Origin of the sequence: Microcoleus sp. B6-A1 (assembly GCF_036705085.1) — a bacterium.
GTDB lineage: Bacteria > Cyanobacteriota > Cyanobacteriia > Cyanobacteriales > Microcoleaceae > Microcoleus.
Map to the genome: position 1 here is coordinate 18,298 of NZ_JAUBTU010000049.1, position 14,529 is coordinate 32,826.

General features: G+C 46.6%; 8 protein-coding genes. 5 read left to right on the forward strand and 3 right to left on the reverse strand.

Annotated elements, in window-relative coordinates; all coding sequences use genetic code 11:
* Positions 1–2,735 (reverse strand): ELWxxDGT repeat protein (locus QUB11_RS18610; protein ID WP_333391344.1); only part of this gene is annotated, 2,735 nt, incomplete at its 3' end.
* A 290-nt stretch (positions 2,736–3,025) separates the two neighbouring features.
* Positions 3,026–4,216 (reverse strand): patatin-like phospholipase family protein, encoded by a 1,191-nt coding sequence (locus tag QUB11_RS18615; RefSeq protein ID WP_333198546.1) that lies wholly within the window; start codon positions 4,214–4,216, stop codon positions 3,026–3,028.
* A gap of 314 nt (positions 4,217–4,530) precedes the next feature.
* Here QUB11_RS18615 and QUB11_RS18620 point away from each other — a divergent pair, with 314 nt between their 5' ends.
* Together QUB11_RS18620 and psbD are read left to right on the forward strand one after the other, a co-directional pair.
* Positions 4,531–6,549, forward strand: a complete 2,019-nt coding sequence (locus QUB11_RS18620; RefSeq protein ID WP_333198544.1) for an NB-ARC domain-containing protein — start codon at positions 4,531–4,533, stop codon at positions 6,547–6,549.
* A gap of 1,064 nt (positions 6,550–7,613) precedes the next feature.
* The gene (gene psbD / locus QUB11_RS18625; RefSeq protein ID WP_333055206.1) at positions 7,614–8,672 is read left to right on the forward strand and encodes a photosystem II D2 protein (photosystem q(a) protein); all 1,059 of its coding nucleotides are present in this window, start codon (positions 7,614–7,616) and stop codon (positions 8,670–8,672) included.
* A gap of 135 nt (positions 8,673–8,807) precedes the next feature.
* On the opposite strand, the gene QUB11_RS18630 is transcribed toward psbD, so the two are convergent.
* Positions 8,808–9,080 (reverse strand): hypothetical protein, encoded by a 273-nt coding sequence (locus QUB11_RS18630; protein ID WP_333198542.1) that lies wholly within the window; start codon positions 9,078–9,080, stop codon positions 8,808–8,810.
* Positions 9,081–9,573: 493 nt separating this feature from the next.
* On the opposite strand from QUB11_RS18630, the gene QUB11_RS18635 reads away from it, so the two are divergent.
* The 3 genes from QUB11_RS18635 to QUB11_RS18645 all read left to right on the forward strand — a co-directional run bounded on the left by QUB11_RS18635 (position 9,574) and on the right by QUB11_RS18645 (position 14,140).
* On the forward strand, positions 9,574–9,855 hold the full coding sequence (locus tag QUB11_RS18635; protein WP_333198540.1) for a 4a-hydroxytetrahydrobiopterin dehydratase: 282 nt from the start codon (positions 9,574–9,576) through the stop codon (positions 9,853–9,855).
* A gap of 141 nt (positions 9,856–9,996) precedes the next feature.
* A complete protein-coding gene (locus QUB11_RS18640; protein ID WP_333198538.1) occupies positions 9,997–11,649 on the forward strand; it encodes an HD domain-containing phosphohydrolase in 1,653 nt (550 codons plus the stop codon).
* A gap of 292 nt (positions 11,650–11,941) precedes the next feature.
* A complete protein-coding gene (locus QUB11_RS18645; RefSeq protein ID WP_333198536.1) occupies positions 11,942–14,140 on the forward strand; it encodes an iron uptake porin in 2,199 nt (732 codons plus the stop codon).
* The last annotated feature ends 389 nt before the right edge of the window (positions 14,141–14,529 follow it).

Here is a 14,529-nt window from a genome sequence, read left to right on the forward strand (position 1 = left end):
GTTAAGGCAGTAGAAGGTGTAAAACTCCACTTACCCGAAGCATCCGCTGTCGTAGTGCCGAGTTCAGTTGTACCTTGTAAGATTTTCACGGTACTATTGGCTTCGGCAGTCCCCGCCAGAGTTGGAGTGGTACTTTTAGTGGTGCCAGTCGTAGTCGTGAAGGTGGGTACTGCGGGAACAACACCATCAACTAATACGCCTGTGGTGCTGCCGCTGCTGAAGGTTAAGGTAGCTTTGGTGTTGCTGGCATTTTCAATGGTAGCACCGGTGGGTAAGGATAAGGCTGTGCCAACTGTGATGCCGTCGGTATCTAAGGTGCCAGAGGCAACAGTATAACGGAAGGTATGGGTGGTGGCCGATGCTCCTGTACCATTAAGGGTCGCGTTGACAGCGCCCCCAGTATCTAGGGTAATGGGTAAGTTTGCACCGCCAGTGATGGTGACGGCTTCGGAGAAGGTAACGGTGAAGTCGAGGTTTTCTCCAACTATGTAGGTTTTGTTCGCGGGTAGGCTGACACTGGTAATGGCGGGGGCTATAGTATCAATGACAAGGGCTTTAGTCCCCCCAAGGGATTGGGCTGAACCCAAGACGGGAAGGGTTAAATTAGCATCGAGTCCCTCACTATCTTTAATGGTACCGCTATTGAGGGTGAGGGAGTTAGTGGCCAAGTATTCTAGGTCAGGACTCTTATCTCCACTTTGGACTGTGTATTTAAAGGTGAGGGTATCAGTGGCGCTACCGCTTAGGTAGGTAGCGAATTGATTGGTTGTACCGGTTTTCAGTTGCAGTTGAGGAATGGCTGTAACGGTTACAGGTTCGTCAAATTTTACCGTAATGTTGATGTCTTGGCCGACTTTGTAGAGTGCATCAGCGGTGGTAGAGGAGACTTGGGTGATGACGGCGGGGGAGAGACTCCACAACTCATCACCATTGATGCCGTCATTGGCAGTGAAATACAATTTACCATTTACGTTCGTGAGGTTTTGAAGGAGTGAAGTAACATCCCCTGGCCTGATGTCTTTAACCAAGACGGTACCTGCGGTTGTCCCATCACTTTTCCACAACTCATAACCATTGGTGCCGTCATCGGCAGCGAAATACAATGTGCCGTTGACATTCTCGATGTGGGGGTGCAAGACTAAACCACTTGTCCCTGGGTTGATGTCTTTAACCAAGACAGTGCCAGCGGCTGTCCCATCACTTTTCCATAATTCATAACCACCATTAGTGCCGTCATCGGCACCAAAATACACGGTGCCGTTCACGTTCGTAAAATTGGTATCATAACGGCTAAGACCTGAATTTACCCCTGGGTTGATGTCTTTGACCAGGACGGTGCCAGCGGCTGTCCCATCACTTTTCCACAACTCATTACCATTGGTGCCGTCATCGGCAGTGAAATACAAGGTGCCGTTCACGTTCGTGAAAGACTGAGGCCGCGATGATGGATGAAGAGTCGCTGTTCCTGGGTCGATGTCTTTGACCAAGACGGTACCAGCGGCTGTCCCATCACTTTTCCACAACTCTTGACCATGGGTGCCGTCATAGCCACTGAAATACAAGGTGCCATTTACGTTCGTGAGTTCATAGGGGTTTGAAGTAACATCCCCTGGCTTGATGTCTTTAACCCAGACGGTACCGACAGCGGTCCCATCACTTTTCAACAACTCATCACCATAGATGCCGTCTTTGGTGTTGGCGTAACGGGCACTTAAATACAACGTGCCATTTACGTTCGTGAGGTATTGAGGGAATGAATTTAAACCGAGATCTTTGAGCAAGAGGGTACCGTCGGCTGTCCCATCACTTTTCCACAACTCATAACCACCATTGGTGCCTTTCTCGACGCTGAAATACAAGGTGCCATTCACGTTCGCGAGGTATTGAGGGCCTGAACCACCTGTCCCTGGGTTGATATCTTTGACCAAGACAGTACCGGCGGCTGTCCCATCACTTTTCCACAACTCATTACCATTGGTACCGTCATTGGCAGTGAAATACAAGGTGCCGTTCACGTTCGTGAGGTTGGAATAGCTGGATGGGAATGAACTACCTACCCCTGAGTTGATGTCTTTGACCAAGACGGTGCCGGCGGCTGTCCCATCACTTTTCCACAACTCAAGACCATTGGTGGTGTTGGCAATGAAATACAAGTTACCATTTACGATCGTGAGGCTGGAAGGGGATGAATCAGCTAGCCCTGGGCTGATATCTTTCAATACCTTGAAACCTAATAAGCCAGAGTAAGTCGCCAAGGCTTGAGCACTGAAGGGAGTTAGCGAGTCAGGGAAAAAAGAGCCTCCAGGGTACTGATAAGTGAGTGACCAGGTGCCGCCTTTGGCCGCATTCCCGGTGGGGTTGGGATTCGCACTGATAGCTGCACCGCTGAGTTGGTGTAATTTTTCGATAAATTCTGCGCCCGCGTCTCCCGCCGCAACGGAACACCCATAAAGGAAGATGAGGCTTCCTGTTGTTCCCCACTGTTGTAATTGGTGGGCGTATAGGTTCAGAGTATCCAGACTCAGTTGGGTATTACCGAGATAGAGGATACCCGGAGCCCCGTGTGAAAGGATATGTATCGCTTCAATATCTTTTTGATTGGCTAAGGCATTAGTAATTTGTGTGATGCCGCTCAAATTTTTATTTAAAATCACAATTTGAGCGCTATCTATACCTTGGATCAGGCTTTGATAGTCTTGTACAGAGGAGTCAACGAAAATAATTTGCTTGTTCATAGTAGTCACCTTTTTTATTGTTTGTTAAGTCTAGGACTTACGCATTCAGGGCAATGACCAAGGTAGTAACTAGGCTTTTGGTATCTCACCAGAAGCCGACTATAAGGAGATATTGTGTGAGTACGTAAGTTCTAAAAGTTTGAACCGAATGATGCTTCAATTTCTCTAAATCAGCATCAATATTGACTAAAGAAACCGGATTTTTACTGAATCTGTGGGTCGCAACGAAGTATTTTCGTAAAAAACCCGGTTTCTATGTTTTGATCCGTAAGCTTGACTTAATAGCAATCTTACGATTGACTCAAATGAGGAATTACCTCCCGCATAGAATGGAATAAGGAATGATGCGATGTCAGAGACTCAACAAGCTTTTTCATATCCTCCTTGCATTCCTTAGTTTTAAGGAATTGTTCTGCTATCTCAACCAATAAATCGAGATTATCGGGAGCGGCACTAAAAGCACTAACATTCTTTTTCAGAAGTGGTTGAAAGCGGAAATATTCACTCTCTCCCTCAAGTAGCAATTGTTTAGCAATATAATCCGTAGCATCGCTTGAACCATCAGAAAATACATCCATCAAAGGGATATTCCTTAGCACGCTTCCCCAATTCAAGCTACCCCAACCTTGAGCTTCTCGAACTGTAATCCGATTCAAAGTCCAACCCGAACCAAAAGAAGCGACTACAGAAGGAAATGTGTTATATTGTTTGCGACACTCTGCGATAGCACAAAGCACAGGGTTATTGGCAACAACACCACCATCAATCAAAGGGATGCCTTGAACGGGGACTTTTATGATTGGTTCTTCCCCTGCTTCTTCAGCTTTATTTTCCTTCAATTTAATAGATTTAAGGAATCCCTGATTGTGCGTGACGTGAGCAGGAAAAGCAACAGGTGCGGCGGCGGATGCCCTACAAATTTCCCACACAGGCATCGTTTTAAACTCTTCTTTGTTGTTTTTGAAGATTACAGCATCGTTATTATAGACATCGTAGCTTGGCACGATCACTAATTGTGGCAACTCACCAAATTCCTCGTAGCCAAATATATGCTGGAGTACATCTTCCAAACCTTTTCCGTCATAGACGGGTTGAGTCATAAATTTCTTGGCATCTTCACGGTTTTGAGAAAGGATATTAAAAGTGTCAAATTCACTGAAATCCATCTCTGTATTGACTAACCGCCAAATTAAGCTGGTCAAAGTTTCTTTTAAGGGTGGGAAAATTTTGAGTCCATATTCCTGAAAAAAACTCTTAATCCTCTGGGCTGAAAATCCACTAGCGATTCCGCAAGCAATGATACTTCCAGAAGAAGTTCCGGCAATGATATCAAAGTAATCTTTTAATTCCTTTTCGGGATTCTTTGCCTGTAGCTCTTCTTCTAGCTTTTCTAGCAAAACCGCCGTTAAAAGACCACGAATTACGCCACCGTCAAAAGAAAGAATATTGTATGGAGATTGTAGAGGTTTATGGGTGAACATTTCAGTTCCTCTCTGAATGATAGGTTGTTAATTTAGTGACTCGATACTAATTTCCAAAGTGTTCGTGATAAGAGAAGGTGTTACATAGTTGGCAATTTACAGATTTTTTTCAGACTTACCTGATGCTCACGAGTCCTTTAGTTCGTAGTTACACAATAACCTTCTCACCTCAACCTCCACAGTGGGAAAAAGTCAGAAAAGGCCAGAACTTTATATGAAGATTTGATAAACAAAGTAAAAAAAAGTAACAATAGTCAGAAAAAGTGATAGTCTATAAGAGTAATTACTTAGTCACTGTTTTACAGTCACAGCTAATGACTCTCGAAGAAGCCTTAGCAATTTTAGACACCCTACTCAAACCAGGCCACTTAAACGACGTTCAAGACCTAGTATTCCGCCAATCTTGGCAAGGACAGTCTTATCAAAACATGGCGGATACATCAGGATACGATGCCGACTACTTAAAAGATATCGGTTCCCAATTATGGCGAACAATTTCTTTGGCATTGGGAACTCAAGTCACAAAACGCAATATTCACTCAATCCTTGAATCATGTACACGCCCCTCTCCAGATAAAACACCGAAAACCACATCACCAAATTTGCCCGATTGTTGGGCTAATTGTCACCTTTGGGAAGCTTTGGGCTTAAAACGTTATCCAGAGGAACAAGCGATCGCCTTCCTAAATCCTTCCCTAATAACAAAAACCCACCACAATTTATCAGAGGCGATCGACGTTTCTATTTTCTACGGGCGTAGCCAAGAATTAGCTACCCTTAAACATTGGATTTTAGAAGATCGTTGCCGCTTAATTACCCTGATCGGTATGGGCGGGATTGGCAAAACTGCTTTATCGGTAAAGTTAGCAGAAAAAATTCAAAGTCACTTTGAATTTGTCATCTGGAAAAGCCTGCGAGATAGTTCACCTTTACCAGAAGAATTAGCTAAACTTCTCCAATTTTTATCAAAGGATCAAAATCCCGATTTACCCCAGGTTGTAGGCGAACGCATCTCTCTTCTTATCAAGTATTTACAGCAGCATCGGTGTCTGATTATCCTTGATGATTTAGACTTCCTTTTCCAGAGTGGTAGCTATGCAGGCACTTACCGCGACGGATTCTCTAACTACAGCCAACTTCTGAGACAAATTGCTGAAACCAATCACCAAAGTTGCGTGCTAATTGTCAGCCGAGAAAAACCGAGAGAAATTGCATCTTTAACCGGATCAACTTTACCCGTCCGATTCTTGCAACTGCAAGGTTTAGCACCAGTCGCAGCCAAGGAAATCCTCAAACTTAAGTCTTTAATAGGAACCCCTGCTGAAGAAGCGGAACTAATAAAATGCTACCAAGGTAATCCTATAGCTTTAAAAATAGCAGCGAGTTCCATACAAGATTTATTTTCGGGAAATATTCGAGATTTCTTTGAACAAGAAGAAACTATTTTTAATGGCATTCGCCTTTGGTTAGATGAACAATTTAATCGCTTATCTCCGATAGAGAAACAAATTATTTACTGGTTAGCCATTAACCGAGAACCAGTTTTGCCTACAGAACTTCTAAATGATATCGTCCCGCCAGTTTTCCAGGCAGAATTATTAGAAAGCTTAGAATCTCTCCAGTGGCGCTCTCTCATTGAAAAAGCCGCAATTCAAGTCCCGGAAAAAAGTATTTTTGGCTTCACTCAGCAGCCATTAATCCGAGATTATATCACAGAAAAAATAATTGAGCAACTCTACCAAGAAATTACTATAGAAGAGTGCAATAGTTCTACATTTTCTTGTTCCTTGTTTCCTTTTCTTCAAAACTATGCTCTGATTAAAGCTACAGCCGAAGAGTCGGTCAGAAAAAATCAAATTAGCGCCATTGTTACGCCTTTAATTTCCCGACTCCTAGTTACGTACAACACCACCGAAAACTTAGCCGAAAAACTCAATTACATTTTAATCAAATTAGCAGAGCAGGGTCTAGCACCCGGATATGGGGCTGGTAATATCTTCAATTTATTATGTCAACTTCAACTCGATTTAACGGGCGCTGATTTTTCTGATATCACTATTTGGCAAGCAGATATGAGGGGTGTTAATCTGTCCCAAGTAAACTTTTCTGGATCTAATGTGGCCAAATCGGTTTTTAGTAAACCCATAGAAAATAGTCATAATTTAGTTAGAGATGACCGCGAACAAACGATTGAATTTTCAACGGTTGAAATGCAGAAGTATGGCAAAACTCTCTCCCCTTCAAGAATTTATGAAGGCATGAATATCAAGGGCGTTACAGGTTTAACTCAAGGGCAAAAATCCTTGCTAAAAGCTTTAGGTGCTGTCGAGTAAGCTGCCCAATTAAGCTGTTCGGCATTTAAAGGACTTGCGTAAGGTGCGTCAGCATCTAAGGTTTTCCGTTTCAGCGTAAGGGTTCGCTTCTGACGCACCCTACTAGCCTCGTTACTGGTTTAAATGCTCCACAGCTTATTTAAGTTGGCAACTAAAACGTCCAGATGTTCCGATGTTTATCGTTTAGTTGGTGGGTAATGCTGTGGGGCTAGACTACCCTAAAGCGCTTGTGACAGTTCCTAAGTCTTGCGGGCTCGTAACCGTTTGTGATAAACCTAGTTAAATTTATAGGATTTAACCTAAAATGATTACAGGTAAAGCCACCGCAAACGCCAAATCGTAAAACGCCCAATCGTAAGCAGTTCTTTACCGAATATGACAGCCAAGACAACATTTTTGTTGAATCATTGAGGCGGATTTTGATTGACAAAAGTAATTCCCCACTAGGTTGAGGGAATAGGGGGCTTGCCGTTTAGCCTCTGGGTGCTAAATTCACTCAAAATGTCGATCGCTAGCAATCTCTAGTTTTTAACCAGCGGTTTCTCAATCATTTTCATGCTCAGCAATTGCCCTGAGCTCAGAAACCCGGATTCTCTCATACTTGATTGAGAGAGAAACCCGCTTGCTCAATCATTTTCCGGCTTTGAGCGATCGGCCGAACGCTCAGAAACCCGGATTCTCTCATACTCGATTGAGAGAGAAACCCGGTTGCTCAATCATTTTCCGGCTTTGAGCGATCGGCCGATCGCTCAGAAACCCGGATTCTCTCATACTTGATTGAGAGAGAAACCCGGTTGCTCAATCATTTTCCGGCTTTGAGCAATTGCCCTGAGCTCCGAAACCCAGTTGATCTATTGCCTTGCCCGTCAGAACTACCAACTTACTCAAAACTTAAAATTCGCTCTTGCTATTGTAAAGATTTCCCTTTATAATCATCATCAGCGGTAAAGAAACGTAAATTATATTCACAATCCACTCATTTTATGCTACAGCAGAGCTATGAGGTGAGAAGTTGTGACTAGAACAACGTCCGTTGTAATTATATCCATTTGGAGATTTGCGTAATGACAATCGCAGTCGGACGCGCCCAGACCGAAAGAGGCATATTTGATGTCCTCGACGACTGGCTCAAACGCGATCGCTTCGTCTTCGTAGGCTGGTCTGGCATCCTGCTATTCCCCTGCGCCTACCTAGCCATCGGTGGCTGGTTAACAGGCACCACCTTCGTCACATCCTGGTACACCCACGGTTTGGCAAGCTCCTACCTCGAAGGAGCCAACTTCCTCACCGTAGCAGTCTCCACCCCAGCCAACAGCCTCGGACACTCCCTGCTGTTCCTGTGGGGCCCCGAAGCACAGTGGGACTTCACCCGCTGGTTCCAACTCGGTGGGCTGTGGACATTTGTCGCCCTCCACGGCGCCTTCGCACTGATCGGCTTTTGCCTGCGTCAGATTGAAATCGCCCGTTTGGTAGGCATCCGTCCCTACAACGCCCTAGCATTCACCGGCCCCATCGCCGTGTTTGTTTCGGTGTTCCTGCTTTACCCCTTGGGTCAATCAGGCTGGTTCTTCGCCCCCAGTTTCGGCGTCGCAGCAATTTTCCGCTTTTTGTTATTCCTGCAAGGCTTCCACAACTGGACGCTCAACCCCTTCCACATGATGGGCGTTGCAGGCATCTTGGGCGGTGCGCTGTTGTGCGCCATCCACGGTGCAACCGTAGAAAACACCTTGTTTGAAGACGGCGAAGGCTCAAACACCTTCCGCGCCTTCAACCCAACTCAGTCAGAAGAAACCTACTCGATGGTTACAGCCAACCGTTTTTGGTCGCAAATCTTCGGAATTGCCTTCTCCAACAAGCGCTGGTTGCACTTCTTCATGCTGTTCGTACCTGTCACAGGCTTGTGGATGAGCTCCATTGGCATTGTCGGTTTGGCATTAAACCTGCGCGCCTATGACTTCGTATCACAAGAATTACGCGCTGCTGAAGATCCTGAGTTTGAAACGTTCTACACTAAGAACATTCTGCTTAACGAAGGCATTCGTGCTTGGATGGCTCCGACAGACCAACCCCACGAAAACTTCATCTTCCCTGAAGAAGTTCTGCCTCGCGGTAACGCTCTGTAATCAGCGCGAAATATCAAAATTTCCAACCTTTTAAAAGGGTAAGATAAAGCAGTTTAGGCTTTACCCTTAATCCTTAAAAAGCTCCCGCCACCAGGCAGGAGCTTTTTGTTTGCAGGATTCGATCGCATTAGCGCCCTAAAAAAAGTTGATTTTGTACAAAAACAAACTCTGCCTGTAGCTAGAACAACCTGTGTCTTGATATCGGGTGAACTCTGCTATCTGGCAAGAAATCGATCGACCTTTCCCAGCCCCCAGAGTGGCCATGCACCTGATAACCGCACAGCCCGGATTCTGAAGAAAATATGGGCAAATGGCTAAAACTACGATCGCCCGCTTGCTGTAGAGATCGAACAAAGAGCTTGCAGCAGCAGTAATTTCACCCAATCTTACAAAAATCTCAATTTGCATCCCCCACTTCTAATTCCTTGTGTTATTCTAATAATTGTGAATACTAGAACGATACTCAGAACGCAAGTTCTTCTGGTAACGCTGGCAATGGCTAGCGCACAAATCATCACCTTAAATCTTGTATTTAGGTGATGTGCGTTCCAATATAAAGCCATTTAGCTAAACCTGGAGGTGATGCCCATGATAGAAAGTAGTAAACGCATGGGTCATCAGATTGGAAACTACCGGCTGTGCGCCGGGGCCGCTCACTAGCAGTCAGCCGTCGTCTCCAACGGGAAACGACTTCCACGGGGAACCAGGCTGAGCTAGGGATTCTCCCGGCAGTCAGGTTCTAATCTGAAGACCCGCTAGACCGCTCTCACCTCAAATAGTGTTAAATCTTGAGTATTAAAACTTGAGGCTCAACACTATTGGTGAGAGCGGATAGTTTTTGGTCAGGTTTTCTACAGGTGGGCAGTTAATCTGCCATTGCTAATTCCAAAGAAAAAAAATTATGGCTGACCTAATTAACAATACTGAAATTCAAGAGCGCGCCAGTCAATTGTCAGGCTGGACGGTTGAAGGCAAGCAACTCCGCTGTACCCGTTTATTTAAAGATTTTATCGAAGCGATCGCCTTTGTGAATAAGTTGGTCGCCCCCTCAGAAGCCGCAGCACATCACCCCGACATAGAAATTTCCTATAACAAAGTTACACTTAACTTGACAACTCATGATGCCGGAGGCTTAACTGAGAAAGACTTTGCGCTAGCCCAAGAGATTTCTACGCTAGATTAAAAGAGTGTCCGTTGGCGCAACAACAGGCCCCGCTGGCGGAAAGCTGGCCAATAAAAAATCGACTGGGGGTGAGAATCGGGTGCTAAAAAGTCGAGAGGCCAAACGTTCAATGTATAAAAGGCTATTCCCCATCATCCGACCATGATCGTATTTGAAAAGCCAGAGTTCAAGAACGAGTCTGCTGCGGCAGAAAAAACCCATCTGATAGAAAAGCTTTTAGATATTGGCGCTGCTCTGTCGAGCGCCCAAGATTTGGGCGACTTGTTAAACTTAATTTTATCCAAAAGTAGAGAAATTACCTACAGCGATGCTGGCAGTGTTTACTTAGTAGATCACAGCGACGAAAAATCTAAGCTGCTGTTCAAGGTAGCCCAAAACGCTTCTAAACCCAGCCTGTCGTTTAAAGAGTTTGCCCTGCCACTGACAGACAAAAGCTTGGCGGGATACGTGGCAATTACCGGTCAAAGTTTGAACCTGTCTGATGCCTACGACTTACCCCCCGGCGTACCCTACCGGCTAGATACCAGTTTTGACAGGGATATTAATTACCGCACTTGCTCGGTAATGGTACTGCCGATGCAAAACCGACAGGGGGAGACAATAGGTGTACTGCAACTGATCAACCGCAAAACAAAGGCAGATACGGTGCTGACAGCAGACAATGCCTGGGAAGCGACGCAGCAGTATTCGGAGTGGGAAGAAAGGATAGTTCGCTCGCTCGCTTCTCAAGCAGCAATCTCGATCGAGCGCAATCAACTCCAAGACAGCATAGAACATTTGTTCGAGGGCTTCGTCAAAGCCTCGGTGCAAGTCATAGAAGCCAGAGACCCCTGTACCTACGGCCATTCAGAACGAGTAGCAGCCCTGACAGTACGCCTTTCAGAAGAAGTAAACAGCGTCAGCAGCGGAGGACTGCGCTCTATTTACTTTAACAACCGCCAAATTCAAGAACTTCGCTACGCCGCCCTGCTGCACGATTTTGGCAAAATAGGAGTGCCCGAAGCAGTTTTGACCAAACAGAAAAAGCTCTACCCCGCACAGCTAGAAATCATTCGCCACCGCTTTGGCTTAGCTCAACGGACGATGGAAATGGAATGCGTCCAGTCTAAATATAAATACTTGCTGGAGCATTCGGCTTACCGAAAACACCCAAGCCAGGAGAAAGAGTGCGCTCAATGCCAGGAAATCGAACAGCTAGACACTAAGCTAGCAGAGGCGAAAACCCGATTAGCAGAATACTGGGAAGTGCTGCTAGAGGCAAACGAGCCTCACATTTTGGCAGCAGAACCCCTAGCTCAACTGCGAGAGATTGCTCGACAAACTTACAGAGATATAGATGGGGCAAAGAAACCTCTGCTGAACCCAGACGAGATCTTGCAATTGATGGTGTCGAGGGGCAACCTGACGCCGGAAGAACGATCGTCAATAGAATTTCACGTAACTCACACTTACGAGTTTCTGAAACAAATTCCTTGGACAAAAGATTTAAAAAATGTTCCAGACATTGCCTACGGACATCACGAAAAACTCGATGGCACAGGCTATCCGCGAGGTTTAAACAAGTCAGAAATTCCAATTCAAGCACAATTGATGACGATCGCCGATATTTACGACGCCCTGACAGCAGGCGATCGCCCCTACAAGCGAGCTCTGCGAACAGAGGCAGCGATGAAAATTTTGCGGCAAGAAGCAGCTCACAATAAAATAAACGCGGATTTGTTAGAACTGTTCGATAACCGCCAAGTCTTTAGCGTTCTCGGACACAGCTTGGATGTTAAAGTCGAATCAGCCTAGACGAGTCGGGCGTGCTGTGCTAAAAAGTAAATAGGCGATCGGGCGCTATCTAGTGTCATCCGTCAAATCAATCCACAGCCCAAGCCGGGTCTGGTTTTGACGCCTTTGAGTACAGGTTAAAAAACAGGCTCTCTGCAGCCGTCAGTCACATCTATATACTCGGTCAGCCCGAAAGAATCAAAAGAAAAAGTGAATTTTAGGTCTTTTTTTAGAGTATGCTAGTTGAGCAACGACTGACCACATAGAAGACTAGAAAAGTTTCTCTGTAATCGGTGTGAGGATGAGAGTGAATATGTCGAAATTTTTGTGGAGTTACTTACTAATCAGCCCAGCAGTCTTAGGAGCTACCCTAGTAGTTTCTTCGAGCGCGATGGCAGCAGACGCTCAGCAGGCTGCTGATGCGCTCAATCCCGCTGTCGCCAAAGCTGAAACCGCTGAAACCTCCGAAGCGAAAGTAAATGCTTTAGCTGCTGTTTCCGAAACAACTGCAGCCTCCGAGCCAGTAGAAGAAATTTCCCAAGCCGCTGGCAGCGAAACCCAGGCAGCGATGGCAGATTTGGCCACGCCTGCAACTGAAAGTGCGATCGTCGGAGCCAACACAGCCCCTGCTGAGGTAGAACCCCAAGCAGCATCACAACCGACAAGTGAATCTTTAGCCGCAGTTGAGCCAACAGTCGCTCAACCAGTAGAAAATTCTGCCCCGGCAGCCCAACTAGAAATTCCAGCCCCGGCAGCTACCGCTCTCCCAGAGCAAATCGGTGCAGTTCAATTAGAAACTCCAGCCCCGGCAGTGGCAGAGTCGGCCCAACAAAGTTTGCCACAACCGGCTGAATCTTTAGCCCAAACTGCCGCACCACAAGAGCAAAACCCAGCCGCCACATTAGAACAGCTCAACCAGTACAGCAGCGAAGGTGCTGCCGGTGGCGAAACTCAAGGTCAAGTTACCTCTGTTTCCCAACTTTCAGACGTGCGGCCCACAGACTGGGCCTTCCAAGCACTGCAATCCCTAGTCGAGCGCTACGGCTGTATTGCCGGTTATCCCGACGGAACTTTCCGCGGCAACCGAGCAATGACCCGCTACGAATTCGCAGCCGGTTTAAATGCTTGCTTAGACAAGGTGAGCGAGCTAATTAGAGGCGGCACGGGCAACTTCGCTACGAGAGATGACTTGGCAGCCCTCCAACGGCTCCAAGAAGAATTTGCAGCGGAACTGGCAACCCTGCGCGGTCGCGTCGATGCTCTGGAAGCTCGGACATCCGAACTCGAAGCCAACCAATTCTCCACCACTACCAAGCTGACTGGGGAAGCTATTTTCGCCCTCAGCGACGACTTTAGTAGCGACGTTAGCGTTTTTGGCAGAGACGGCGAAAGAATCGGCAGCAACAATAACGAAGCTGTCTTCCAACAGCGGGTGCGTCTCAATTTAAATACGAGCTTCACCGGCCGAGACTTGCTGCTGACCAGGCTTCAAGTCGGCAACGGTCAAAGATTTAACCTTGGGGCTACAAGCGAAGGCACTCAAACTTGGAATTTTGTCGGCAGAACCGACAACGTTGTTGCCCTCGACACCTTGCTGTACAAGTTCCCAGTCGGTCAGCGACTGAACGTTAGCCTGATAGCCAACGCTGGCGTTTGGGACGACATTATGCCGACTGTCAACCCTTATTTTGAAGACTTTGACGGCGGTAACGGGTCATTGAGCACCTTTGGACAGCGGAACCCGATTTATCGTTTGGGCGGTGGCGCAGGTATCGGCTTTGACTATGCCTTCGGTGGCAGGGGCTTGCTGGGCGGCGTGTTCGGCCCGACTTCTCTGTCGTTCGGTTATTTGGCGTCAAATGCAGCCAGTCCGGCTAGGGGTGCAGGCTTGACGAACGGCGACTACGCGGCGATGGGTCAGTTGACTTTTACCCCCGGACGCAACTTGCAAGTTGCATTCAACTACAACCACGGTTACTTTAGCAGAGGTAACTTTGGGTTTGACAATGCTTTATCGAATGGGCCAGGCAGTCTCGGCGGTTTCACAGGTACCGGCGTGGCTAATTCTCTCAACGGTTTGAGCGAGGGCTTTGAGGGCTTCAATGCTCGCAAAGTTGTCAGCAACTCCTACGGTGCTCAGGCTTCGTTGCGACTGAGCCCGAGATTTATCCTTGGTGGCTGGGCTGGTTTAACCAATGCCCGCATTCTCGGCATCGGCGATGCGAGAATCTGGAACTACGCTGTTACCTTGGCTTTGCCCGATTTAGGGAAAGAAGGCAACTTGCTAGGGTTCGTGGTAGGTCGTGAGCCTTACTTGGATAAACTTGAAGCTGCAAGCAGTTTGCGGAGCTTCCGCAACGATGATTCCTATCACGTCGAAGGGTTCTACAAGTTTCAGCTCTCTGACAACATTTCTGTTACTCCGGGCGTGATTTGGGTGACAAATCCTAATCAAGATGACCGTAATGATGACATCATCATTGGTACTCTGAGAACTACTTTCACGTTCTAAGAGCGGGTTAGAGGAGGCAGGGAGGTTATAACATAACCTCTCTGCTGGCCACTCTAAAGGCCAAGTTTAGCCCTGCCTAGCGCAGGGCTTTTTTGTTTGCGGCAGGAAGGGGGCGCCAAGAATATATTAAAAATTAAAAATTATCAGTCATAGAGGCAGACAACCAGTTTCTTGAGGTAAGACAGTAGTGGAAGGGGAGGGAGTTGAAACGAGAAACTGGGTTTGTTGGGTTCAGATTGCCGATCGTTCCAACGATGAAGTGATGAAAGTCGATTAAGTTCAGTGGAAAACCGGGGTATAATAAAAGGTAAAGTTAGGAGTTAGAATTTGGAACTCAACATTGAGGAGAATTTTAAAATCTGACTTCGGAGTCGATAATTCTGGTATTG

Coding starts and splice junctions, on each gene's coding strand:
- QUB11_RS18640 (WP_333198538.1), top strand. CDS start 9,997: ATGATCGTATTTGAAAAGCCAGAGTTCAAGAACGAGTCTGCTGCGGCA.
- QUB11_RS18615 (WP_333198546.1), bottom strand. CDS start 4,216: ATGTTCACCCATAAACCTCTACAATCTCCATACAATATTCTTTCTTTT.
- QUB11_RS18645 (WP_333198536.1), top strand. CDS start 11,942: ATGTCGAAATTTTTGTGGAGTTACTTACTAATCAGCCCAGCAGTCTTA.
- psbD (WP_333055206.1), top strand. CDS start 7,614: ATGACAATCGCAGTCGGACGCGCCCAGACCGAAAGAGGCATATTTGAT.
- QUB11_RS18630 (WP_333198542.1), bottom strand. CDS start 9,080: ATGCAAATTGAGATTTTTGTAAGATTGGGTGAAATTACTGCTGCTGCA.
- QUB11_RS18635 (WP_333198540.1), top strand. CDS start 9,574: ATGGCTGACCTAATTAACAATACTGAAATTCAAGAGCGCGCCAGTCAA.
- QUB11_RS18620 (WP_333198544.1), top strand. CDS start 4,531: ATGACTCTCGAAGAAGCCTTAGCAATTTTAGACACCCTACTCAAACCA.